The following is a 23,799-nucleotide window of genomic DNA, read 5'->3' as shown; positions in this document are numbered from 1 at the left end:
CGATGGACAGCCTGCTTTTCCTGACACAGCTCTTCAACGGCGTTTCGGTTGCGTCGCTTTACCTGCTGGCGGCGCTGGGGCTGGCGCTCAGCTTCGGCCTGATGCGTGTCATCAACATGGCCCATGGCGAGATGCTGATGCTGGGCGGCTATCTCGCCTATCTCACCCTGATCGTGGTGCCGGGGCCGCTGGCCATCCTGATCGCGATCCCTGTGGCGTTCGCCGGCGCGGCGCTGATGGGGGGCGTGGTGCAGACGGCGCTCATCAGCCGGCTGGCCCAGCGCCCGCTGGATACGCTGCTGGCGACATGGGGCGTGAGCCTGATCCTGCAGCAGGCGGCGCGCGACATATTCGGGGCGATCGGCGTGGAGGTGCGGGCGCCGGACTGGCTGGGGGGCGGCATGGCGGTCGGCGGCGTCAACCTGCCTTCGACGCGGCTGTTCATCATCGCCGTCACCATCGCGGTGCTCGCCGGGATCGCGCTGCTCCTGAAGCGATCGCGGATCGGCCTCCTCGTCCGCGCGGTGAACCAGGATCGGATGATGGCGGGCGCGGTGGGCATAGATGTGCGCCGCGTCGACCTCATGGTCTTCTGCCTCGGCTCCGGCATCGCCGGGCTGGCGGGCGTGGTGCTGGCGCTGCTCGGGCCCGTCACGCCCAATGTGGGGCAGAGCTACATCATTCCCGCCTTCCTGGTGGTGGTGATGGGCGGGCTCGGCAGCCTTGTCGGCACCACCGTGGCGGCGCTGATCCTGGGGTTGTTCTCCGCGCTCGCGCAGATCTTCGTCGACGTCAGCATGGCGCAGGTGCTGCTCTTGCTGTTCGTGATCCTCTTCCTCCAGGCGCGCCCGCAGGGCGTGATCGCCATACGCAGCCGGGCGCTCGATGCCTGACGCCGCGATCGCCATCCCGCCACGGGCGACGGAGCGCCGCCTGCCGGGCGCGCGGCTCCGCCGCTTCGTCCCCTGGGCGCTCCTCGCGCTCGCCATTGCCGCGCCCTTCCTGCTTTCGGCCTATAATCTCAACCTGCTCGCCCGTTTCATGGCGATGGCGATCCTCGCCCTGGGGCTGGTGCTGATCTGGGGCCATGGCGGCATATTGAGCCTGGGGCAAGGCGTGTTCTTCGGCCTGGGCGGCTACGCCATCGCCATGCACATGAAGCTGGCCGATCTGCCGGCGGGCGAGCTGCCCGATTTCATGGTGTGGAGCGGGCGGGAAAGCCTGCCTTTCTGGTGGCAGCCCTTCGCCAGCCCCGCTTTCACGCTGGCGGCGATCCTGATCGTGCCCGCGCTGGTGGCGGCGCTGTTCGCCTGGGCGGTGTTCCACCGGCGCGTCGGCGGCACTTATTTCGCCCTGATCACGCAGGCGCTGGCGCTCGCCTTCGCGACGCTGCTGACCAGCCGGCAGGATGTGACCGGCGGCTTCAACGGGCTGACCGATTTCTACAGCGTCTTCGGCTTCGGCCTCTCGCGCCCGGCGGTGGCGAAGGGGCTTTACTGGGTGACGCTGGCGATCCTCTGCCTCGCCTTCATCGGCCTCAGGCTGCTGCTCGCCTCGCGCTTCGGCATGCTGCTGCGCGCGGTGCGCGACGGCGAGAACCGGGCGCGTTTCCTGGGATACAGCCCGACGCCGTTCAAGGTGGTCGCCTTCGCGATCGCGGGGCTGCTGGCCGGTGTCGCGGGGGCCTTGTTCACGCTCCATGCCGGCGTCGTCGCGCCCGCGCTGGTGGGTGTGGTGCCGTCGATCGAGATGGTCGTGTGGGTGGCGATCGGCGGGCGATACAGCCTGGCAGGCGCGATCCTGGGGGCGCTGGCCGTGAACCTCGCGCGCGACGGCATATCCAGCGCCATGCCCGAATTGTGGCTCTACCTGATCGGCGCGCTGTTCATCCTGGTCGTGACCTTGCTGCCCAACGGGCTCGCGGGCTTCGCCAGGGCGCGTTTCGGCGGGGAGGGACGGGCATGACCGGATCGGCGGTGGCGGACCTGCTGCTCGCGGTCGATGGTGTGACCGTCGACTTCGACGGCTTCAAGGCGCTCGATAATTTCAGCCTGACGCTCCAGCGCGGCGAGACGCGGGTGGTGATCGGCCCGAACGGGGCCGGCAAGTCCACGCTGTGCGACACGATCATCGGCCGCGTCCGGGCCACCGACGGCCGCATCCTCTTCCGCGGCGAGGATATCGGCCGCCTGCCCGAGCAGCAGATCGTCGCGCGCGGCATCTGCCGCAAGTTCCAGGCGCCGGGCGTGCTGCCCAATCTGAGCGTGGCGGACAATCTGGCGCTGGCCGCGCGGCGCGACCGGCGCTGGTGGAAGAGCTTCGGCTTCGGCATCCCGGTCGGGGAGCGGGCCATGGTGGAAGAGACGCTGGACCTGATCGGGCTGGCGGACCGGCGGGCGGTGATGGCGGGGCTGCTCGCCCATGGCGAGAAGCAGTGGCTGGAGATCGGCATGGTGGTGGCGACGGGGGCCGAGCTGCTGCTGCTGGACGAGCCAACGGCGGGCATGGGGCCGGCGGAGACCAGCCGGACCGCCGATCTGATCCGCGATCTGGGCGCCGACCGCGCGGTGCTGGTGATCGATCATGACATGAGCTTCGTCGATCAGCTCGCCGCGTCCGTCACGGTGATGCACCAGGGCCGGTTCCTGAAACAGGGCAGCGTCGCGGAGGTGCGCGCCGACCCGGAGGTCGCGGCCGTCTATCTGGGGCATGCGGCATGAGCGGGGCGCTGCTTTCGACGGAGGGGCTGGCCAGCGCCTATGGCCAGAGCCAGGTGCTGTGGGATGTCGGGATCGAGCTTGCGCCCGGCACCGCGACGGCGCTGATCGGGCGCAACGGCGTCGGCAAGTCCACCCTGCTCGGCGCGATCGCCGGCACGCGATCCGCGACGGCGGGGAGGATCGTCTTCGAAGGCGCGGACATCACCGGCCTGCCGGCCTATCGGCGCGCGCGCGCGGGGATCGGCTATGTCCCGCAGGGGCGCCATATCTTTCCCCACCTGACGGTGATGGAGAATCTGGAAACCGGCCTTTCGGCCGGCGGCGGCCGGGTTGGCGGCAATGCCCGCGTGCCGCAGCACATCTTCGATCTTTTCCCCAAGCTGCACGCCATTCGCGATCGCAAGGGCGGTTTCCTTTCGGGCGGCGAGCAGCAGCAGCTCGCCATCGGCCGCGCGCTGGCGGGCGCGCCGCGCCTGCTGCTGCTGGACGAACCGACCGAGGGCATCCAGCCCAATGTCGTGCAGCAGATCGAGGCGGCGCTGCGCACCGTGCGCGACACGCTGGGCATGACGATCCTGATCGTCGAGCAATATCTGGATTTCGTCTGGCGCTTCGCCGACGGCTATTGCGCGATGCAGGGCGGGCGCATCGTCGGGCGCGGCAGCACGGCGACGGAGACGGCCGCGGAAGTCGCCCACCTCGTCCAGATATGAGGAGCGGCCCGATCCGGTTCAGGCCGAACCGGATCGGGCCTCGGGGCTCCCTTGCCTGCCCGCCATTTCCGGGGGGCCGCCGCGTCGCCCGGCCCCCCGGCATCAGGATCGGCGATGCCCGCTTACTTGGCGAGCGGCTGGCCGCTTTCGCCCTTGCGGTCGAGGATGCCGGTGAGGCGGAGCAGGGAGATGGAGGGCGCGCCTTCGTCCAGCGTGATCCAGGCGAGATGGTCCATCTCGCCCGGCCCGTGCTGGTGGGAAACCGCGCCGGCGGTGCCCATCGTCAGATAATCGCGGCCGTTGCGGACCTCATGAGCATAATAATGGTTGTGCCCGGCGATCACCGTATAGTTGCGGCTGCCCAGCGCCGCCTCGATCCGGTCGAATTCGGCGGAATGGAGCTTCCACGCCGGCTTGTGCATCAGCACGAAGGTCCAGCGCGCATCCTTGTGCCGCTTCAGCGTATCGAGCGCCCAGTCCACCTGCTTCTGGCTGAAGCGCGCGCCTTCCAGCGCGGCCATGGCGGGATCGGTCTCACCCGCCGTCCGCTTGGCGTTCACGCCGGCCAGCGCCGCCTTCAGCTTCTCCTCGGTGCCGGCCGGATCGGTCTTCATCTGCGCCGCCAGCGCGTGGAACTGGGCGGCGAATTCGGGGGACATGTCGCGGGGCGGATCCTCGGTATCGAGGATCAGGAACAGCGCGCCCTTATAGGTGAAGGCGTAATAAGGCTCGCCCCGCTTGGCGCGCCACACGTCCAGCATCGCCTGATTGCCCAGGTCATGATTGCCGGCGACGTAGAAGAAGGGAATGCGGATTTCGCCGATCGCCTTTTCGATCGCGCCCCATTCCTCGGCAAGCTCCCCGGCGTCGGCGGTATAGCCTTCGACCAGATCGCCGACATTGATGAGGAATTCGGGCTTCAGCCCGTCCGCCTGCTTCACCGCCTGTTCGAACACGCCGGGCCGGGCGAGGCCGGTGCGGTCGCCGATCACGGCGAAGCGGATCGCATCCGGCCGGGTGGCGGGCGCCTGCGTCCACGGCGCCGGGCTGGCCTTGTCCGGCATGTCCGGCTGGAAGGCGGGCTGCGGGCCGGCGGTGGCGGCTGTTGCCGCCAGCAGCGCGGCGGCGGCCAGAAGGGAGGATCGGATCATGGCATCTCTTCTCATGTTTTGGGGAATCAGAAGGCGAAGCGGGCTTCGACCGCGAAGGTGCGGGGCTCGTTGATCAGCGACAGGATGGTGCCCGGATCGCGGGCGTTGGACGCCCGCTGACGCATCAGCGCGCCGCGCTCGTCGAACAGGTTCTTGGCGATCAGGGAGACGGTGAGGCCGGTGTCGGGCAGCTCCACGCCGATCCGTCCGTTCACGATCGCCAGCGAATCCGCCTTCTGCTGCGGCGTATCGGTGATCTCGGTATAGAAATCCGATTTCCAGCCGATATTGGCCGATGCCTTCAGGTTCAGCCGGTCGGTCAACGGAATTTCGGTGTCGGCATAGACGGATGCGGAATTGGCCGGCGCATTGGGCAGCGGCCGCCCGGTCAGATCCTGCGAGCAGCCGTTGGGCTGGGCGTGGAGCTGGTCGACCGTGCACGGCGCATTCACGAAGCGGCGATAATGCGCGTCGAGATAGGCGTAGGAGGCGCCCAGCCGCATGCCGCGCATGGGCTGCACCGATATCTCCGCCTCGAAGCCCTGCGAGACCGCCTTGGCGGCGTTCATCGTGTCGACCGCGCCGGCGGTGTTGGTGGCGGAAACCTGCAGGTCGTCGAAATTGGTGCGGAACGCGGCCAGCGTGGCATAGCCGATGCCGAAATCATATTTGGCGCCGATTTCGAAGGCGAGCGCCTTCTCCTTGCCGAAGGCGGTGGCGGGCAGCAGGCTGGAGGCGTTGAAGCCGCCCTGCTTGGTGCCGGTCTGCACCGTGCCGTAGAGCAGCACCCGGTCCCACGGGCGATATTCGATGCGGCCGGCGGGCTGGAGGTTGCCGTCGCTCATCGAACCATCGTCCGCCGGCGTGCCGGGCAGCGCGAGGAAGGCGCCGTAGACGCCCTGCATGGTGCCGGCGAGCAGCTGCTCCACCGTCAGCCCCGGCGCGATCTGGAAGCCGGGCACGGGCACGACCGCCGCATAGCTTGCGACCGAGGCGAAGATATTTCCGTTCAGGTCCAGCGATCGATCGAAACCGCGCCGGATGCTGTTCCTGTCCCAGCTGTAGCGCAGGCCCGCCGTCACGCTCAGCTTGCTCGTCAGGTCGTAGCTCAGCTCCGCGAAGGCCGCCCAGCTCTTGCCCTTCTGGTCGAACGGGCTGGCGAGGATCAGAGTATTGGCTTCGTCGAAACCCTGCGGCGAGGGGAGCAGCGCGGCGGGGATGCCGTTGCCGATCAGGGCCGCGCGCACGCCTTGCCCGACCCCGGTGAAGTTCAGCGCGGAATAGCCGCGCCGCTTGGTCCAGGTCATGTCGCCATAGGCGCCGACGATGTAGCGCAACGGCCGGTCGTCGGCCGATGTCAGCCGGATTTCCAGCGTCGCCGCCTCGTTACGGGTGGGGTTGGCCTGCAGCAGCGTGTCGATCGGCAGCGCATCGCCGCGCCGCAGGACGTGGTGGAAATTGGTGTAGCCGGCGATGATCGACAGCGTGTCACCATTGCCGATCTCCTGCTCCAGATCCGCCGTGGCGATATGCGCGCGGGTGCCGACCAGCGCATCGACATTGTAGATGCCCGATTGGCCCGAATAGACGCGATCGTCGAGCTCGGTCTCGATGCCGTTGAAGGCGGGGTTTACCGCATCGGCCGGGCCGACGGAGGTGAGCTGGCGGGTGTAGCCATGCTCATCATCCTGAAACCATTCATATTTCAGCTTCAGCCGCGTGGTGTCGCCCAGGTCGATGGTGCTCTTGGCGCGGACCGCATAGGTGCGCTGCTTGCCGCCGTCGCTCTTGCCCGGCGCCAGATCGTCCAGATATCCGCCGCGCCGGCGCACCATGCCGGCCAGGCGGAAGCTCACATCGTCGTTGATCCCGCCGGTGACGGCGCCGGTCGCCTCGAACAGGTCCAGGCTGCCGCCCTGCGCGGTTACGAAGCCGCCGAAATCATGGGAGGGATCGGCGGTGCGGAGGCTGACGACGCCCGACAGCGCATTCTTGCCGAACAGCACGCCCTGGGGGCCGCGCAGCACCTCGATGCCGCCCATGTCGTAGAAGGGAGTCAGCGCGTTGCGCGATTTCGAAGTGTAGACCCCGTCATTGTAGAAGCCGACCGCGCTTTCGAAATCGTCGAGCCCCGGCGATCCCAGGCCGCGTATCGCGATCTGGTTGATTTGCGCGCTCTTGATGAAGGTCAGGCTGGGCGCGAACATCGTCAGGTCGCGCGCGTCCTGCGCGTCGATCGATTGCAGCCGCTCGGCCGAGAATGCGGTGACGGAGGCGGAGGTCTCGGTAATCGCCTGCTCGCGCCGCTGCGCGGTGACGATGATCTCGTCCGCCGCATTTTCCCGGGCGGCCTGCCCGCCATCGCCGCCGTCCGCGTTCGCTACCTGCGCCGCGGCCGGCGCGCTTGCCAGCAGCATCGCCGCGCACCCGCCCAGCAGCATTCCGAGGCGCCTCGGCGCCTTCGTCCCCTCAGTCATTTCTCTCTCCCCGTTATGAGGACGGAACCTGTCATGGCAATACATTTGTATCAATCCCCGTTTGGAAGCTCGGCGCTTCCGATAGAGAGAAAATCCTGCATATATGTGACATTCATAAGTCAATCGGGACTCGATATGCGGGGAGTGGCATTAGGAAAGATACGATCGTATTGATTATTGGAGCCGGTTCCGCCCGCCTGCTATGAGCGGCCGATGGCGATCGTGACGACGGTGGATCTGATTCTCGATGCGGGCCTCGCGGTCCTGGCCGAAGCCGGCCCGGAAGGGGCGAGCGTGCGCGGCATCGCCGATCGCGCCGGCGTGCCCGCCGCGACCTTGCAGCATCATTTCGCCAGCAAGCAGGCGCTGCTGAAGGCGATCTACGCCCGCGCGGCGGACCGGCATGTCGCGGCCACGGCCACGGCCCTTTCGGCCTTTGCGGGCCTCGCCGCCTTGCCCGTGCCGGATACGGAGCTGGCGATCGCGCTGCTGCGCACCTGGCTGGGCGAAGCGGAGCGAGCGACCGCCGGCATCCTCCACCTGCTGGCCCAGGCGGCGCGCGACGGGACCTACGCGCCGATGGCGCGCGACTGGGAGGCCCGCATGGTCGCCGCGATGGCCGGCGAAGCGGGCCTGCCGGCGGACATGGCGGGCTTCGTGCTGGAACTGATCGTCGGGGTGGCGCTGGCGAGCGCGCCTCATGCCTTCCGGGTCGAGAAGGACGTGCTCGATCGCGAGCTGCTCCTCTTCGTTTTCGGCCGGCGGGATGCCGATGCCGGCGGCTGGCTGCGCGCCTTCCGCGACCGGGAAAAGCGGCGCGATCCGGGCGACGCCGATCGCGCCGTTTCGGGGGATGTCGCCCGCGCGGTGCTGGATGCCGGCATCCGCATGATGGCCGAATCGGGCGGCGACGCGCTCAGCTACCGCAAGGTGGCGGCGCGGGCGGCGGTCGCGCCGTCATCGGTGCTCTACAATTTCCCGACCCGCCAGCATCTGGTGATGGCGATCTACGAGGATATCCATCGCCGCTTCACCCGATCGGTCCCCGCCGGCCGGCTGGAGAGCGCGGGGCTGGTCGACCGGGTGGTCGCCATGTTCCCGCCGATGATCACCCGGCAGATGGCCGGCGAGGTTCCGCTCGTCCTCGCATCCTGCGAATTGTTCCTGGCCGGCTGGCGCGATCCGGAACTGGCCCACCAGGCCTGGTCGATGCGGCTGGCGCGCGGGCAGGTGCGCGACGATGCCGGCGCCACGCCCAATGAGGACCTGCTCTCGCACTTCCTGTCCCTGTGGACGATCGGCCTCGGCATGCTCCACCTCTCCCGTGATCCGGCGGAACGGGAAGGGCATATCGTCGCCCGGATGCGGGCAGGGGCGGTGCTGGCCCGCCTCGGCTGAGCGCGCCGCCCCCGCTTCACTCGCCGGGGCGATAACGCCGCCCGATATGCCCGGCCAGCTCGTCCGGGTAGAAATAGACCGGGCGCAGCTTGCCCTCGGCATAGAGCCGGGCCTGATCGGCGAAGTGCGGGGATGCCGGATCGCCGCTCTCGCCGCCCGCGCTCACCGCCCAGGCGCGGATGCGCGGGCCGAATTCCACGGTGGCGACGAAGCTGTTGCCGCGCGTGCCATAATAGCGCTTCGTCCCCGGATAGCGCTTCGCCCCGAACGCCGCGAGCGATCCCCATTGCGATGCGGTGAAGGGCACCGCGATGCTGGGCCTGGCATCGTCGAAAACCTGCTCGATCGCGCCGTCGTTGCGCTGGTATCGGTTGATCTCGCCCCACGGCACCCGCCAGCCGCCGAAATCCTGCGTCAGCCGCGCCACGGCGGCGCGCAGCGCGGCCAGCCGCTCCGTATCGCTCGCCCGCGTCGCCATATAATCCCACACCGAAAGCCCGGCATCCTTGGCGGGGCCCGCGGCGGGCTCCCACATCGCCTCGCCCCAGAACACCGCCAGCGACGTGGCCTCGCTCTCCAGTCCCCAGCGATGGTCCCAGCCGCGCAGCAGGCCGATCGGCCCGGCCAGCGCCGGATCGGGCGCGCGGTCATAGGCGGCGACCAGGCCGGGGATCAGCCGCGCGAAGGCGGTGAGATAGGGATCGTAAGCGGCCGCGATCAGCGTTTCGGGCGTGAACCGCGCCTGCGCGTTCAGCACCCGCTCGGCATGCGGCCCGCGCGGATTTTCGCCCACCTGATCCATGTAGCGGGGATAATCCGCCGCCCTGGGGCTGTCCTTGCCGGCGGCCGTCCACGGCCAGTTGTTGGTGTTGAAGGCCCAGCCATTCTTCGGGTTCACTGCCTGCGGCAGGCTGGCCAGGCTGTGCAGCCCCTTCCAGTCGGTCGCCGGATCGCTGCCGTCCACGGGGCGGCGATAGTCGAAGCGATCGTCGCGGACCGGCACGAACTGGGGATGGAGATAGGCGATGTCCCCATCGGCGCTCGCGAACAGCGTGTTGTTGGAGGAATTGGCCTTGCGTTCGGCCACCTTCAGGAAGCCCGCATAATCGCGCGCCTTGGTGCGCAGATAGCTCTGCTCCAGCGCCGGCACCGGCCGGTTCATCAGGGCGGTGGCGATCCATTTGCCGTCCGCCTCGCGCACGATCGGCCCGTGATGCGTGGCATAGGTGGTGAAGCTGCGCTCGGCCATCGTCCCGTCCGCCACGCGATAGGCCAGCCGGATCGTCCTTTCGGCAACGGGGCGCAGCGCCTTGCCGTAGCGATAGGCGAGCCCGCCGTCCGGCCGGCGCACGATCGTCTCGGCGAACTCGTCGACATTGTCGATCCCGCTCGACGTGTGCATCCAGCCGATCCGGTCGTTGAACCCCTGATAGATGAAGAACTGGCCCCAGGTGGCCGCGCCATAGGCGTTCAGCCCCTCGCCGCTCTTCACCTGCTGCTCGGCGCGGAAGAAGAAGCTGGTGTGCGGGTTGATCAGCAGCAGCGCGTGGCCGTCCTTCGTGTGGCCGGGCGCGATGGCGATGCCGTTCGATCCTTGCGGCTCGCGATAGAGGAGGCCCTTCTCGTCGGCCGTCATGGCGATCTGCTTCCTGCCGTAAAAGGCTTCGAGCTGGCTCAGCGGCACCCGCTCCACATCGCCGCCGATGCTGCCTTCGGTGAAGCTCAGCGCCATCCACGGCTCGAAACGGCGGATCACGCGGGGGCGGACATCGGGATGGGTGGCGAGATAATGGTTGAGGCCATCCGCCCAGGCCTGCATCAGCGCCTTCAGCCATTGCGGGCTGCGCGCATAATCGGCCTTCAGCCGTTCGGGATCGACGAACAGGCGCTGGCGCAGATCCTGCCAGATCGCCTTTTCGCCCTCGGCTTCCGCCAGCCGGCCGAGATTGACCAGATAGTTGGTCTCGATCCGGTTGAAGTCGTCCTCGGCCTGGGCATAGATCATGCCGAACACGGCGTCCGCATCGGTCTTGCCGTCGATATGGGCGATCCCCCAATCGTCGCGGGTGATGGTGACATTGCCGATATGCGCGGCGGGATCGGCCAGGGCCGATGCGGCGAAACCGAAAGCGAGCAGGGGAAAGGCAAGGCGGCGGGCGGAGCGGACGATGGCAGGCATGCCCGTCCGCTAGAACGCGCGGCGCCTCATCGCAATGGCGCGCGACCGGGGATGGGGCAGCCGCACCCCCCATCCCATTCGCCTCGGGCTGCCGGTCAGCGGCTTCCGGTTCGATCGGCAACCAGCGCGATCGCCTGATCGACCAGCTGGGCGATGCGCGCCGGGGGAAGCGGGCGTCGCAGGATGGCGACATGGTAGGTCACGCTGCCGATCAGCGTGTGGCAGGCGAATTCGATGTCCGCCAGCGCGGCGGCCGGGGCCAGCCGCCGGAACTCGCGGATGTAGAAGGTCCGTTCCTGATCGGCATGCCGGCCGATCGCCGCCGCCAGATCGGGCAGGTGCGCGATCGTGAAGCCCAGCTTCAGGATCGCCTGGCCCCGCTCGCCCGAAAGATAGTCGGCGGCTGCGCTGGCATGGCCGATCAGGATATTGCGGGGGGATTCGCCGGCGGCGAAACCCGGTTCGATCGCTCGCGAGGTTTCGTGCAGGATCGCCGTGATCAGCTCGTCCTTGGAAGCGAAGCGCCGATAGAGGGTGGCGCGGCTGCACCCGGCCAGCTCGGCGATCGCCTCGAAGGTCAGCCCCTCATAGCCCTTGTCGGCCAGGACGCGCCATGCCGCGTCCCGGATCGTCGCATCCTTCTGCGTGTCGCGCGGCCGGCCGCGGCCGCGCGTGATGCCTGCATCCATTATTTCGCTCGCCATTTCCGTGCAGCTTTCGTGCAGCAAATCTGTCATAGAATAACGATACACGCCCGTCTCGTAAATGGTCCATGGAGATCGGGTCGTGCGCAAGTTCCTTTTTTCTTCCAGCCTGTTGATATTGGCGGCGGCGCAGGCTCACGCCGCGCCGGAAGCAGCTCCCGCCCCGGATGCGATGGGCGGCGACATCATCGTCACCGCGCAGAAGCGCGAACAGCGAATCACCGATGTTCCCATGTCGATCAGCGCTTACGGCTCCGGCTTCCTCGACCAGATCGGCGGCACCGAGCTTTCCAAGATATCGGCCATCACCCCCGGCTTCGTCATCCAGTTGCAGGACAAGTTCGCCCCCGGCTTCTCCGTGCGCGGCATCACCTCCAACGAATTCTCCCCCCAGGCGGAACAGCGCGTCGCCGTGTTCCAGGATGGCGTCGCGGTGGTGCAGACCGCCTCGGCCTATGGCGAGCTGTTCGACATCGACCGCGTCGAGGTGGAGAAGGGGCCGCAATCCACCCTCCACGGTCGCTCCGCGCTCAACGGCGGCGTCTCGATCTTCCAGAAGCGGCCGACCGACGATCTCTCGGTCGAGCTCAAGGCCGGCGGCGGCAATTATGATTATTACAGCCTGCAGGGCGTGGTGAACCTGCCGGTCAGCGACACGCTCGGCATCCGTTTCGGCGCGCTCAAGCGCAAGCGCGACGGCTTCGTCAAGGACAGCGACGGCCGCGGCACCTACAACGCGCTCGACGCCCAGGCCTATCGCTTCGCGGGCAAGTGGGAACCGACCAGCGATTTCAGCTTCAACCTGATCGCCACCTATGACGTGGACGACACCAAGGGCGGCGTTCCCTTCAAGTCGCGCACCTTCCTGCCGCTCGATCAGGCGACCGGCGCGGTGGTCGGCGATCTTCGCTTCTGGACGCCCACCCACCTCGATACCTTCGGCACCTTGCCCTCGCCTTATTTCCATCGCGAGATCGTCGGCATCAGCGGCACGGCGGACTGGCGCCTGAACGATCGCCTCAGCTTCACCTCGATCAGCGGCTATCGCTGGTTCGATGCCTGCCAGTCGGGCGATAATGACGGCACGCCGACCAACCTGATCGCCTATCATCAGTGCAACGACGGCAAGCAATATTCGGAGGAGCTGCGCCTCAACTTCAAGGATGTCGGCATCTTCGAAGGCTTCATCGGCGGCAGCGTGTTCCATGCCAATAACGGCATGAGCATGGAGATGGGATATGACGAGCGTGCGATGGCGCTGCTGCTGGGCGGCACCTTGCAGAATCTCGCCCCGCGCGGCCTCACCAATGCGGAGATCAACGCCCTGCTCGGGCCGGCCGCCAATGTGCTGAAGGCGTTCCAGCTCGATCAGCAGATCACCGGCGCCAAGATCACCACCTACGATATCTTCGCGGATGTGACCGCCCACCTCACCGACCGGCTGGAATTGTTCGCCGGCGCGCGCGCGACGTGGGACAAGAAGGATCTCACCCTCCAGGGCCTCACCCCGCTCGGGCCGTCCAGCCTCACCGGCGGCGGCCTGCTGCTCCAGCCCACGCCCGGCAACGCGGTGCTGACCGGCAGCAACAGCTCCAGCAACGTCACCGGCCGCGCGGGCCTGCGCTTCAAGCTGACGCCGGACGTCAATCTCTACGCGGTCTACGGCATTGGCAAGCGGCCGGAGGTGCTGCAGCTCAACCCCACCACGCCGGCGCAACTGATCCCCACGGAGACGCTGAAATCGGCGGAGGCGGGCGTCAAGTTCCGCCTGCTGGGCGGCCGCCTGGTCGGCGATGCCTCGGTCTATCATTATGAATATGAGAATTTCCAGACGCTGGGCCTGAAGGACGGCATCGTCGCCACGGTGAATGCCGGCAAGGCGGACGCCACCGGCTTCGAGGCGCAGCTGAGCTACGAGCTCACCCCCGGCATCTCGGTCTTCGGCAGCTACGGCTATAACCATGCCCGCTTCCGCGCCGGCCTTTATGACGGCAACATGTTCCGCAACAGCCCCGATCACAAGTTCGCGATCGGCGGCAATTTCGAGGCGCCGTTGAAGGGCGGCACGGTCGCCTTCGCGCCGCTCTACAGCTGGCAGTCCAAGATGTTCTTCTTCGAGGATAATGACCGGCTCGATCTGCAGCAGCGCGTGCCGGCGGCCTATTCCGATCGCGTTGTCGATGAATTCCAGAACGGCTACGGCCTGTTGAGCGCGCGGATCACCTTCACCCCGCGCGACAAGAAATGGTCCTTCGCGCTGGTCGGCGACAACCTCACCGACAAGAAGTTCCTCGTCGATGCCGGCAATACCGGCGATTATTTCGGCATCCCCACCTTCATCGCCGGATCGCGCCGCACCTATCGCGCCGAATTCGGCGTCACCTTCTGATTTCCCTGCAAGGAGAAAGCATGATGTCCCGATATATGCGCCTGTTCCGCGGCTGCGCCCTGATCGCCACCGTGCTGGCGACGGCGCCGCTCGCCGCCAAGGATGGCAGCTTCACCATCGCGGTGATCCCCGACACGCAGAATTATGTCGATTACACGCACCAGACCGCCGAGGGCTTTCCCTTCGACGCGCGCGACATGTTCATGCAGCAGCTGCAATATGTCGCCGACAATGTGGAGAGCGCGGGCGGCGACATCGCCTTCGTGACGGCGCTGGGCGACGTGTGGCAGCACCAGACGATCGCCATGGACCCCGATCATGCCAAGCGCGGTTTCAAGCGGGCGGCTAATCCCATGCTCGACGCCCATTTCGCGCCGACCGAGAAGGTGAAGTCGGTGGAGATGCCCGCCGCGCGCTCGGGCTATATGCTGCTCGCCGGCAAGGTTCCCTTCTCCGTCGTGCCGGGCAATCATGATTATGACGCGATGTGGACGGACTCCAAATTCCCGCCGGCCGCGAAGTTCGATCCCAAGGACATGGCGTCGCTCGGCATGCTCCATCCCGGCGGGCTCAACAATTTCCGCAGCGTGTTCGGCGATCAGTCCCCCTTCTTCAAGGGCCAGCCCTGGTATGTCGCCTCGCATGACGGCGGGGCGGACAGCGCCCAGATCTTCACCGCCGGCGGCTACAGGTTCCTTCACATCGGCCTGCAGTTCGATGCCCCCAACGCCTCGCTGGAATGGGCGGCCTCGATCGTGAAGAAATATCCCGGCCTGCCGACGATCGTGACGATGCACGATTATATGGACAAGGAAGCGCACCGCATCCCCAACCCGATGATCGACGGCCATGCCGCCGATCCGCAGGACAACAGCCCCCAGATGATCTGGGACAAGTTCATCAGCCGGCACGACCAGATATTCCTGGTGCTGTGCGGCCACGAACATGGCCAGGCGGTGCGCACCGACACCAACAGCTTCGGCCACAAGGTGCACCAGGTGCTCGCCGACTATCAGGATCGCGGCCAGACCGCCAAGGATGCGGGCGTGAAATCCGAATGGCCGGTGGGGATCGGCGACGGCTGGCTGCGGCTGATGACCTTCGACATGGCCGCCCCCGTGCCGACCATCAAGGTCCGCACCTATTCCACCCACTATAAGAGCCTGAGCGTCGATACGGCCGACTATGCCGCCTGGTACAAGCAGCAGGAAAAGCCGCAGCTCAGCGACGCCGATTTCCACGGCGAGGACGATTTCTCGCTGGAACTGACGGACTTCCGCCAGCGATTCGCGGGAGAAACACAAACCGTGCGCTGAGGGCGTCGCCTCGATCCCGCCATCGCCCGGTCCGGGGCGATGGCGGGATGGGGCTTGCATATCATTTCGTGCAAACAATGTTGGTACATTGTCATCAAAATTGCCGAAGTTTAAGGAGAATAATGAGACAAAGAATATGTTAACTGATTCAGAATCATCTTTTCCGGTATGGAAGATGGGGATTCGACCGAAATATTCATTGCGCGCTGGCGGGGCGGTGAAGGTGGGGCGGAGCGGGCGAACTACGCCATGTTCCTCGTGGAACTTGTCGACCTGCTGGAGCTGCCGCACCCTGATCCGGCCGGAGCAACGCATGAAAATAACGACTATGTATTCGAACGCGCGGTTCGTGATGCCGACGCCGAAGGCAACATCCGCACCGGCCGGATAGACTTGTATCGCCGGGGCTGTTTCGTGCTGGAGGCGAAGCAGAGCCGTTGGCGGGATCAGGGCAAGGAAATATCGCTGCCGGCTGAAAAGCCGCAATCGCCCGGCTTTGCCGAGCCCGAGCTTCTCGGCCGCAGGAGCGCGCGCCGCGACTGGGATGTGCTGATGCGCAATGCTCGCGACCAGGCCGAGCGCTATGCCCGCGCGCTCGATATCGAGCATGGCTGGCCACCCTTTCTCATCGTCTGCGACGTCGGCCATTGCCTGGAGCTGTATGCCGACTTTTCCGGCCAGGGTAAGAATTACCGCCAGTTCCCCGATCGAACCGGTTTCCGCATCTATCTGGAGGATCTGAGGGACGCCAAGGTTCGCGATCTGCTGCGCGCGATCTGGCTCGATCCCCAGGGCCTCGATCCCGCCCGTCGTTCCGCCGCCGTCACCCGCGATATTGCCGGGCGGCTTGCGACGGTGAGCAAATCGCTGGAAGGGCGCGGCCACCAGCCGGAGAAGGTGGCCCATTTCCTGATGCGCTGCCTGTTCACGATGTTCTCCGAGGATGTCGGGCTGCTCGATCGCGGCAGCTTTACCGAGATGCTCGCCGATGCGCGCGACAATCCCGAGGCCTTTGCGCCGATGCTTGAGGATCTGTGGCGGACGATGAACACGGGCGGCATATCTCCGGTGCTCCGTCGCAAGGTGCGCTATTTCAACGGCAATCTTTTTGCCAACGCGGCCGCCATTCCCCTGCGCCGGGAGGAGATTGGCGAATTATACGAGGCCGCCCGCCATCTGTGGACCGAGGTGGAGCCGGCCATTTTCGGCACGCTGCTCGAACAGGCGCTCCATCGCGACGAGCGTCGTCAGCTCGGCGCCCATTATACGCCGCGCGCTTATGTCGAGCGGCTGGTGGTGGCCACCGTCATCGCGCCGCTGCGCGAGGAGTGGGAGGCGCTGGTGCTCGGCACGGTCGAGCGCCTGCGCCTGGACAAGCCCGGCGAGGCGATCGCCCTCGTCCGCGACTTCCACGCCCGCCTCGCCGCCACCCGGATACTGGATCCGGCCTGCGGCACCGGCAACTTCCTCTATGTCGCGCTGGAACTGATGAAGCAGCTGGAGGGCGAGGTCCTGGAAACGCTCGCCGCGCTCGGCGGGCAGGAGGCTCTCGCGCTCGAAACGATGAGTGTCGATCCCCGCAATTTCCTGGGGCTGGAGGTCAATCCGCGCGCTGCCGCCATCGCCGAACTGGTGCTTTGGCTGGGCTACCTGCAATGGCATCTGCGCAATGGCGGCGGCATCTCCGATCCGGTGCTCCAGAGTTTCGGCAATATCCGCACGATGGATGCGGTGCTGGCGCATGATCCCGAACGCCCCAATGCCGATCGCACCGGGACGGAACGCCCCAATCCCCGGCGGCCGGATTGGCCGGAGGCCGATTACATCATCGGCAATCCGCCCTTTATCGGCGGCAAGGACCTGCGCGCGCGGTTGCCGCAAGGTTATGCCGAGGCCTTGTGGAAGGCGCATCCGCATATCAACAAATCCGCCGATTTCGTGATGTATTGGTGGGATCGCGCGGCGGCGCTGCTGGCGGCCAGGGGTTCCCGCCTCAAGCGGTTCGGCTTCGTCACCACCAATTCCGTCACCCAGGAATTCAGCCGCCGCGTCATGGCGAAGCGGCTGGACGGGCCATCGCCGCTCCATCTGGAAATGGCCGTTCCCGATCATCCCTGGACCAGGGCGACGCCCGATTCCGCCGCTGTCCGCATCGCCATGACGGTGGTGGCGCCAGGCGAAGGGGAGGGCGTGCTCTACGAGGTCGCGAGCGAAGCCGGGCTCGACAGCGATCAGCCGCGCATCGCCTTCATGGAAGCGCGCGGGCGGATTCATCCGGATCTGACGGTGGGGGCGGATGTCACGCTCACGCGCCCGCTGCGCGCCAATGCGGGGCTAAGTTCGCCGGGCATGAAGTTGCATGGCGCGGGCTTCATCGTCACGCCAGCCGAGGGGGAATATCTCGGCCTTGGTCGGCGCGAGGGGCTGGATCGGCATATCCGCCCCTATCGCAACGGTCGCGATCTCACCGCGCGGGCGCGCGGCGCGATGGTAATGGATTTCTTCGGTCTCGAGGAAGGGGATGTCCGCCGGCGCTTTCCGGAAGCCTATGGCCACCTCCTTCGCACGGTGAAGCCTGAGCGCGATCGAAACAACCGGGCTACGTATCGCGATAATTGGTGGGCCTTCGGAGAGCCGCGCCGTGAACTGCGTCCTGCGCTTGAGGGGCTGTTGCGCTATATCGCCACTGTGGAGACGGCGAAGCATCGCGTTTTCCAGTTTCTGGATGCGGAAATCCTTCCGGATAACAAGTTGCTCTCCATCGCCCTTGATGATGCCTACATCCTCGGGATTCTGTCGTCGTCGTATCATATAGCCTGGTCGCTTCGCGCGGGTGGTTGGCTGGGTGTTGGCAATGACTCGGTGTATGTGAAGAGCAGGGTCTTCGATCCTTTCCCCTTCCCGGAAGCCGATCGGGCGAGCCGCAAGGCAATCGCCGACCTCGCGGAGGAACTGGATGCCACCCGCAAGGCCGTGCTGGCCGAGCATGGGGATCTCACCCTGACCGGCCTTTACAATCTGCGCGACAGGATCGTTGCAGGCGGGACGCTGAACGCGGCCGAGGAGGGGCAGCGCATACGCGGCCGGGTGGATATCATCGCCGAACTGCATGCCCGGCTCGATCTGGCCGTGACGGCCGCTTATGGATGGCCGGCCACATTGTCCGACGAAGAAGTCGTCGCCCGCCTCGTCGCGCTCAATGCGGAGCGCGCGCGGGAGGAGCAGTCCGGCCGCGTGCGCTGGCTCCGGCCAGAATATCAGCTTGCCCGCAGCGGCGTGGAAATGCTCGCGCCCAAGCCCGCGGCCGTGCAGATCGAGGCGGAGTTGGCTGCCGCGGCGGCTGGCAAGCCCCCCTTCCCGCGCGATGCGATCGGGCAGACGGCGGCGGTGCTGGAGAGCCTGCGCGATGGCCGCGCCTGGAGCGCCACCGACCTTGCCAGCCGCTACGCCCAGGGCCGGAAGGCGGTGCCCCGCATCGAGGCGACCCTCGCCGCACTGGCGCGCCTGGGCCATGTCGCCGTGGAGCAGGGCGGCTATCGGTTACGCAGGGTGGCATAATCGGGGTGGGCTGTGGTGCGGACGACCCTGGAGAGAGCGGCACGTGCGTTACGCAGGGTGGCATAATCGGGGTGGGCTGTGGTTGGATCGCGATCTCTGAACGTCCTTGCAGGGCGTTAAAAAGGCGGCGCCGCAGCGCCGCCTTTATCTGGTGCGGACTAGCTGCTTGTTAGCCGCCAGACCACGATCTCTGAAGATTTGTGAATAAGCCTGCCTATTAGTGCGGTCAAGAGTATTTTCAGAAGTGAGGTATAAAATTCATAACGCCTCACGATCATGTCTTGAATCATGCCGAATCTCCTGCTGTCATTTCAAGTTCAGGGGAATTGCATATGAAATGGCGCTTGGGTGGGGATCTCGGAACCAATTCGTTCGGCTGGGCGGCGATCGGCCTCGATGAGGAGGGTAAGCCTTGCACCATCCTCGCTGCCGGTTCTCGCATCTTTAGCGACGGCCGCGATCCCAAATCCGGCGCCTCGCTCGCGGTTGATCGCCGTGACGCGCGTGCCATGCGTCGTCGTCGCGATCGTTTCAAGCAGCGGCAGCGGGCTCTGCTTGACCATCTCACCCGTGACGGGTTGTTCCCGGCGGATATCGCGGGGCGCAAGACGCTGGAAAGGCTGGACCCCTTCGAACTGCGCGCCCGCGCGCTCGATGAGGCACTGCCGCTCCACCATATCGGTCGCGCCTTCTTCCATCTCAACCAGCGGCGCGGCTTCAAGTCCAATCGCAAGACCGATCGCCGGGCGGATGACGATGCCGGCAAGATCGCGATCGGCATCGATCGCCTGCGCGACGCCATCGTTGAAAGCGGCGCGCGCACTTTTGGGGAATTTCTCCACCGCCGCCGCGCCGCGGCGAGCGATCCCAATGCGATCCCTAGCGTCCGCGCGCGCCTGCGCCCCGAAACCGGCGAGGGCGCGAAGGGCGATGGCTATGATTTTTATCCCGGCCGCACCCTGATCGAGCATGAGTTCCGGGAGATATGGGATGCGCAGGCGCCGCATCATCCCGATATCCTGACGCGGGATGTCTATAAGCGTTTGTTCGAGATCGTCTTTCACCAGCGCCCGCTCAAGGCCCCCCAAGTCGGCACCTGCACGCTGGTTCCGGGCGAGAAGCGGCTGCCCAAGGCCCACCCGCTATTCCAGCGCCGTCGCCTGCTGGAAGAACTGAACGCGCTGATGATCGTCCGCCCCGGCGAAAAGGCCGAACGGCTGACGCGCGAGGAGCGCGATCTCCTGCTTCTCAAGCTGAAGGACAAGGGCAAGGTCGCTTTCGCCAGCCTGCGCAAGCTGCTGAAGCTCGATCCCGACGCGCGCTTCAACAAGGAAAGCGAGAACCGCACTGATCTAAAGGGGGATGAGGTCGCCGCGCTGATGGGGGCGAAAGCCCGTTTCGGCAATCTCTGGGCGCATCTTTCGGCCGAGGCGCAATGGGAGGTCGTCGAACGGCTGGGCGCCGTTGAAAGCGACGAGGATGATCGCGTTTTCCGCGAATGGCTCATCGCCGCTCACGGCCTTTCCCCCGATCAGGCAAAGGCTGTCGCCGCCGCGCATCTGCCGCAGGGCTATGGCCGGTTCGGCCTCACCGCCACTACAAGGCTGATCGACGCACTTCGCGATGCAGCGAACGTCGACGGCCGCGTCATCGTCTATAGCGAGGCGGTAGAGCGGGCCGGCCTTGGCCATCACAGCGATTTCCGCACCGGCGCAGTGCATGTGGAACTGCCTTATTATGGCGCCGTGCTGGAACGGCACATCATGCCGGGCACCGGCGAGCCTTCGGACCCGGAGGAGATGCGCATCGGCCGGCTGACCAACCCGACCGTGCATATCGGCCTCAACCAGCTTCGCCGCGTCGTCAATCGGCTGATCCGCATCTATGGCCCGCCCGCCGAGATCGCGATCGAACTGGCGCGTGACCTGAAGCTCACCGATGACGACAAGAAGCGGCTGAACCGCGAGAATAACGAGAACCGCCTGGCCGCCGAACGCCGATCGGAGAAGCTGATGGCGATAGGCCAGCCGGATACCGGCGCCAATCGCGCGCTGCTGAGGCTGTGGGAGGAGTTGAACCCCGGCAATGTCCTCGATCGGCGCTGTGTCTATACCGGCCAGCAGATATCGATCGAGATGCTCTTTTCCGGCGCGGTCGATATCGATCACATCTTGCCCTTCTCGGACACGCTGGATGACAGCAACGCCAACAAGATCGTCTGCATGCGCGAGGCGAACCGGGCCAAGCGCAAGCGATCGCCCTACGAGGCGTGGGGGCATATGCCGCAGTGGGAGGAGATCGCCGCCCGGGCGGCGCAGCTTCCCCGCAACAAGCGCTGGCGTTTCGAACCGGACGCCATGGAGCGCTTCAGGGACGGCGGAGGCTTTCTGGCCCGGCATCTCGTGGATACCCAGTATCTTGCCCGCCTCGCCCGTGAATATCTCGCATCGCTCTATCCCGAAACCGGCGAGGGCAGCGGCCATATATGGGTTTCACCCGGCCGGTTGACCGAGATGGTCCGCCGCAAGTTGGGCCTCAACGATCTGCTGCCGGATCATAATTATGCCGGCGGCGATCAGGCCAAGAACCGGCTCGATCACCGTCATCATGCGATCGATGCGGTGGTGGTGGCGATCGTCGATCGCGCGATGCTGCAGAAGATCGCGCGCGCATCGGGCCAGGAGGGCGCCGAGGGCCGCGAACGCATCATCATCCCGGAGCCGTGGCAAGGGTTTCGCGATGATCTCCGCATCGCGATTAATAGCATCATCGTCAGCCACCGTGCGGATCACGGAACTGCCGCCAAAGCCGGCCTCGCCAAGGGGCTCGATGCCACCGCCGGCCGGCTCCACAACGATATCGCTTATGGCCTGACCGGTGAGAGGGATGCGCGCGGCAACAATATCGTCGTCCATCGCGTGCCGCTCGGTAGCCTGAAGAAGCCGGCGGATATCGATCGCGTGCGCGATCCCGAGCTCAGGGTTGCGCTCGGCGACTTCGCCCGTGGGTTGGAGGGTAAGCTATTCGAGCGGGCGATCCACGAATTCTCGACGCGCGGGCCTCTGCCCTTCCGTGGCATCCGCCGCGTGCGTGTGGTCGAACCGCTCACAGTCATTCCAATCCGGGATCGCGAAGGGCGTATATACAAAGGTTATAAGGGTGACTCCAACTATCGCTATGATGTGTGGGAACTGCCTGACGGCAAATGGGTAACGAACTGGAAAGACAAAGACGGTAATAGTCTTTCCAGCATTGTTTCGATGTTCGATGCCCATCAGTCTCAGGGTCAGCCCCGTCCGCACCCCGCCGCGCGCAAGGTGCTGAGCCTGCACCAGAATGATTTGCTGGCGATCGAACGCGAAGGTGAGGAACGCAAACTGATGCGTGTCGTGAAATTCGGCCAGAACGGCCAGATCACGCTGGCCGAGCCACAGCAGGCGGGCGACCTCAAGCGGCGCGATGCGATGCCGAACGATCAGGACCCCTTCAAATATTTCGCGCCTACCTGCGGCGGGCTCAAGCGGGCGCGGGCGCGGCAAGTTCGTGTCGACGAACTGGGCCGCATCGTCGATCCCGGCTTCCCGGCCCGCACGGCACGGCGACGGACTCGCGGCTGAAGCGGAAAGGGCGGTGGCGTGGAGCGTATCGTGGATATCGCCACCGATGGCCGGCATCTTTCGGCCTATCGCGGTTTCCTGATCGTATCCGAGGATCGCGAGGAGGTCGGCCGTGTGCCGCTCGACGATGTCGCGGCGGTGGTCGTCCACGCCCATGGCGTCACCTGGTCGACCAACCTCGTCGTAGCATTGGCGGAACGCGGCGCGATTCTGCTGCTGTGCGGTTCGAACCACGCGCCGGTGGCGGTGTGTCTGCCGCTCGAAGGGCATCACGCCCAGAACGGCCGGATGCGGGCGCAATGGGAAGCGGGCAGGCCGCTCGCCAAGCAGCTCTGGCGCCGTCTGGTCGTCGCCAAGATCGGCTGGCAGGCGGCGGTGCTCACCGCGAACGGCAAGCCGGCGTCCGCCTTCGATCTGCTTGCCCGCCGTGTAGGGTCGGGCGACCCCGAAAATGTCGAGGCGCAGGCGGCGCGGCGCTACTGGCCGCTGTTGATGGGGGAGGATTTCCGCCGCGATCGCGATGCTGGCGGCGTCAACGCGATGCTCAACTACGGCTATGCGATCCTGCGCTCGATGTGCGCGCGGGCGGTGGTCGCCGCGGGGCTTCACCCGTCGATCGGTGTGCACCATGCCAATCGCGGCAACCCCTTCGCGCTCGCGGATGATTTGATCGAGCCGTTCCGCCCGCTTGCCGATGCACTCACCATCCGCCTTCTCGCGCAGGGCATTGATAGCGTCACGCCGGCAGCCAAGCGCGCTTTCGCCGGCATGATCGCTCTCGATCTTCCCGGCGAAAACGGCATTACCACCGTTTCCGGCGCCGCCACCCGCGCCGCGCAGACGCTAGCGGCCTGCTTCCAGAACGGGCGCGCCGCGGATCTCATTCTCCCGCCGCCACCCTCGGCATCCGAGCTCGCCGGGCTCGATCTGCTGCTTGCGTGAAGCGATGGCGACGCAGCTCAGCGGCTATCGGCTGATGTGGATATTTGTGATGTTCGATCTGCCGGTGATGACCCGCGAACAATCGCGCGCCGCCACCAAGTTCCGCGAATTCCTGCTGGACGAAGGCTTCGAAAAGAGCCAGTTTTCCGTCTATGCGCGCTTCTGCAACGGCAAGGAACAGTTCGAAGCCTATATGCGGCGGATCGAATCGCATTTGCCGGAAAAGGGCGATATCCACATATTGTCCTTCACCGACCGGCAATATGAAAACATCGTCCGCTTCTCCGGCCAACGCCGCCGACGCCAGCGCAAAAATCCCGACCAACTCGCATTATTCTGACGATTCCGGGTATTTCTGTCCATTCAGGACGGTGGTTATCCCGTTTCCAATCAACGAGATAACCACACATCCAAGAATAGCGCTTCAGAGATCGCGGTCCAGCGGCAACTCCAACGAGCGTCTCGCGTCGGCACCGCGCAAGAATAGCGCTTCAGAGATCGCGGTCCAGCGGCAACCCGTCCAGGCGAATTGACGGTGGAGCTGGTAAGAATAGCGCTTCAGAGATCGCGGTCCAGCGGCAACTTGTCGCCCAACGCTTCTCTCCTTCCTGCCAAGAATAGCGCTTCAGAGATCG

The 23,799-nt window shown here is 65.9% G+C and carries 15 protein-coding genes; 11 read left to right on the top strand and 4 right to left on the bottom strand.

Annotated elements, in window-relative coordinates:
- Positions 1 to 2: 2 nt before the first annotated feature.
- The 4 genes from urtB to urtE are packed head-to-tail and all read left to right on the top strand — an operon-like array spanning position 3 to position 3,433.
- Positions 3 to 893, top strand: a complete 891-nt coding sequence (gene urtB, locus CV103_RS17655) for an urea ABC transporter permease subunit UrtB (RefSeq protein ID WP_015458186.1) — start codon at positions 3 to 5, stop codon at positions 891 to 893.
- The gene (gene urtC / locus CV103_RS17650; protein ID WP_015458185.1) at positions 886 to 1,965 is read left to right on the top strand and encodes an urea ABC transporter permease subunit UrtC; all 1,080 of its coding nucleotides are present in this window, start codon (positions 886 to 888) and stop codon (positions 1,963 to 1,965) included. The genes urtB and urtC overlap by 8 nt, the downstream gene beginning before the upstream one ends.
- Positions 1,962 to 2,720 carry an urea ABC transporter ATP-binding protein UrtD gene (gene urtD, locus CV103_RS17645; RefSeq protein ID WP_107395681.1) on the top strand — a complete coding sequence of 253 codons (759 nt, stop codon included), beginning with the start codon at positions 1,962 to 1,964 and terminating at the stop codon, positions 2,718 to 2,720. The genes urtC and urtD overlap by 4 nt, the downstream gene beginning before the upstream one ends.
- Entirely contained in the window at positions 2,717 to 3,433 is a 717-nt protein-coding gene (urtE, locus tag CV103_RS17640) for an urea ABC transporter ATP-binding subunit UrtE (RefSeq protein ID WP_070934799.1), read from the top strand. Before urtD ends, urtE begins: the two co-directional genes overlap by 4 nt.
- 122 nt (positions 3,434 to 3,555) lie before the next feature.
- Here urtE and CV103_RS17635 read toward each other — a convergent pair whose 3' ends face one another.
- On the bottom strand, positions 3,556 to 4,584 hold the full coding sequence (locus CV103_RS17635; protein ID WP_107395680.1) for a metallophosphoesterase family protein: 1,029 nt from the start codon (positions 4,582 to 4,584) through the stop codon (positions 3,556 to 3,558).
- Positions 4,585 to 4,610: 26 nt separating this feature from the next.
- Positions 4,611 to 7,061: a TonB-dependent receptor gene (locus CV103_RS17630; RefSeq protein WP_170112664.1), complete on the bottom strand. Its 2,451-nt coding sequence runs from the start codon at positions 7,059 to 7,061 to the stop codon at positions 4,611 to 4,613.
- 213 nt (positions 7,062 to 7,274) lie between these two features.
- Here CV103_RS17630 and CV103_RS17625 point away from each other — a divergent pair, with 213 nt between their 5' ends.
- A complete protein-coding gene (locus tag CV103_RS17625; protein WP_107395678.1) occupies positions 7,275 to 8,459 on the top strand; it encodes a TetR/AcrR family transcriptional regulator in 1,185 nt (394 codons plus the stop codon).
- A 16-nt stretch (positions 8,460 to 8,475) separates the two neighbouring features.
- Here the strand turns inward: CV103_RS17625 and CV103_RS17620 are convergent, their stop codons facing one another.
- Positions 8,476 to 10,638 carry a penicillin acylase family protein gene (locus CV103_RS17620; protein WP_015458179.1) on the bottom strand — a complete coding sequence of 721 codons (2,163 nt, stop codon included), beginning with the start codon at positions 10,636 to 10,638 and terminating at the stop codon, positions 8,476 to 8,478.
- Between the two features lie 95 nt (positions 10,639 to 10,733).
- Positions 10,734 to 11,327, bottom strand: a complete 594-nt coding sequence (locus tag CV103_RS17615) for a TetR/AcrR family transcriptional regulator (RefSeq protein ID WP_107395727.1) — start codon at positions 11,325 to 11,327, stop codon at positions 10,734 to 10,736.
- A gap of 97 nt (positions 11,328 to 11,424) precedes the next feature.
- Between CV103_RS17615 and CV103_RS17610 the strand changes: the two genes are divergently transcribed.
- The 6 genes from CV103_RS17610 to cas2 all read left to right on the top strand — a co-directional run bounded on the left by CV103_RS17610 (position 11,425) and on the right by cas2 (position 23,504).
- Positions 11,425 to 13,731 carry a TonB-dependent receptor gene (locus CV103_RS17610; RefSeq protein WP_107395726.1) on the top strand — a complete coding sequence of 769 codons (2,307 nt, stop codon included), beginning with the start codon at positions 11,425 to 11,427 and terminating at the stop codon, positions 13,729 to 13,731.
- Between the two features lie 23 nt (positions 13,732 to 13,754).
- Positions 13,755 to 15,047: a metallophosphoesterase gene (locus tag CV103_RS17605; RefSeq protein ID WP_107395725.1), complete on the top strand. Its 1,293-nt coding sequence runs from the start codon at positions 13,755 to 13,757 to the stop codon at positions 15,045 to 15,047.
- A gap of 168 nt (positions 15,048 to 15,215) precedes the next feature.
- On the top strand, positions 15,216 to 18,605 hold the full coding sequence (locus CV103_RS17600) for a class I SAM-dependent DNA methyltransferase (protein WP_107395677.1): 3,390 nt from the start codon (positions 15,216 to 15,218) through the stop codon (positions 18,603 to 18,605).
- A 332-nt stretch (positions 18,606 to 18,937) separates the two neighbouring features.
- Positions 18,938 to 22,222, top strand: a complete 3,285-nt coding sequence (cas9, locus tag CV103_RS17595) for a type II CRISPR RNA-guided endonuclease Cas9 (RefSeq protein WP_107395676.1) — start codon at positions 18,938 to 18,940, stop codon at positions 22,220 to 22,222.
- Positions 22,223 to 22,240: 18 nt separating this feature from the next.
- Complete coding sequence (gene cas1 / locus CV103_RS17590; protein WP_107395675.1) at positions 22,241 to 23,164, top strand: type II CRISPR-associated endonuclease Cas1; 924 nt, start codon at positions 22,241 to 22,243, stop codon at positions 23,162 to 23,164.
- Positions 23,157 to 23,504 carry a CRISPR-associated endonuclease Cas2 gene (gene cas2 / locus CV103_RS17585; protein ID WP_245896931.1) on the top strand — a complete coding sequence of 116 codons (348 nt, stop codon included), beginning with the start codon at positions 23,157 to 23,159 and terminating at the stop codon, positions 23,502 to 23,504. The genes cas1 and cas2 overlap by 8 nt, the downstream gene beginning before the upstream one ends.
- Positions 23,505 to 23,799 lie beyond the last annotated feature (295 nt).

It is taken from the genome of Edaphosphingomonas fennica, assembly GCF_003034225.1.
Classification (GTDB): domain Bacteria; phylum Pseudomonadota; class Alphaproteobacteria; order Sphingomonadales; family Sphingomonadaceae; genus Sphingomonas_E; species Sphingomonas_E fennica.
Note: the sequence above shows the minus strand (reverse complement) of the source record. Positions and strands in the feature narration are given on the sequence as shown.

Coding starts and splice junctions, on each gene's coding strand:
- urtB (WP_015458186.1), top strand. CDS start 3: ATGGACAGCCTGCTTTTCCTGACACAGCTCTTCAACGGCGTTTCGGTT.
- urtC (WP_015458185.1), top strand. CDS start 886: ATGCCTGACGCCGCGATCGCCATCCCGCCACGGGCGACGGAGCGCCGC.
- urtD (WP_107395681.1), top strand. CDS start 1,962: ATGACCGGATCGGCGGTGGCGGACCTGCTGCTCGCGGTCGATGGTGTG.
- urtE (WP_070934799.1), top strand. CDS start 2,717: ATGAGCGGGGCGCTGCTTTCGACGGAGGGGCTGGCCAGCGCCTATGGC.
- CV103_RS17635 (WP_107395680.1), bottom strand. CDS start 4,584: ATGATCCGATCCTCCCTTCTGGCCGCCGCCGCGCTGCTGGCGGCAACA.
- CV103_RS17630 (WP_170112664.1), bottom strand. CDS start 7,061: ATGACTGAGGGGACGAAGGCGCCGAGGCGCCTCGGAATGCTGCTGGGC.
- CV103_RS17625 (WP_107395678.1), top strand. CDS start 7,275: ATGGCGATCGTGACGACGGTGGATCTGATTCTCGATGCGGGCCTCGCG.
- CV103_RS17620 (WP_015458179.1), bottom strand. CDS start 10,638: ATGCCTGCCATCGTCCGCTCCGCCCGCCGCCTTGCCTTTCCCCTGCTC.
- CV103_RS17615 (WP_107395727.1), bottom strand. CDS start 11,327: ATGGATGCAGGCATCACGCGCGGCCGCGGCCGGCCGCGCGACACGCAG.
- CV103_RS17605 (WP_107395725.1), top strand. CDS start 13,755: ATGTCCCGATATATGCGCCTGTTCCGCGGCTGCGCCCTGATCGCCACC.
- CV103_RS17600 (WP_107395677.1), top strand. CDS start 15,216: ATGGAAGATGGGGATTCGACCGAAATATTCATTGCGCGCTGGCGGGGC.
- cas9 (WP_107395676.1), top strand. CDS start 18,938: ATGAAATGGCGCTTGGGTGGGGATCTCGGAACCAATTCGTTCGGCTGG.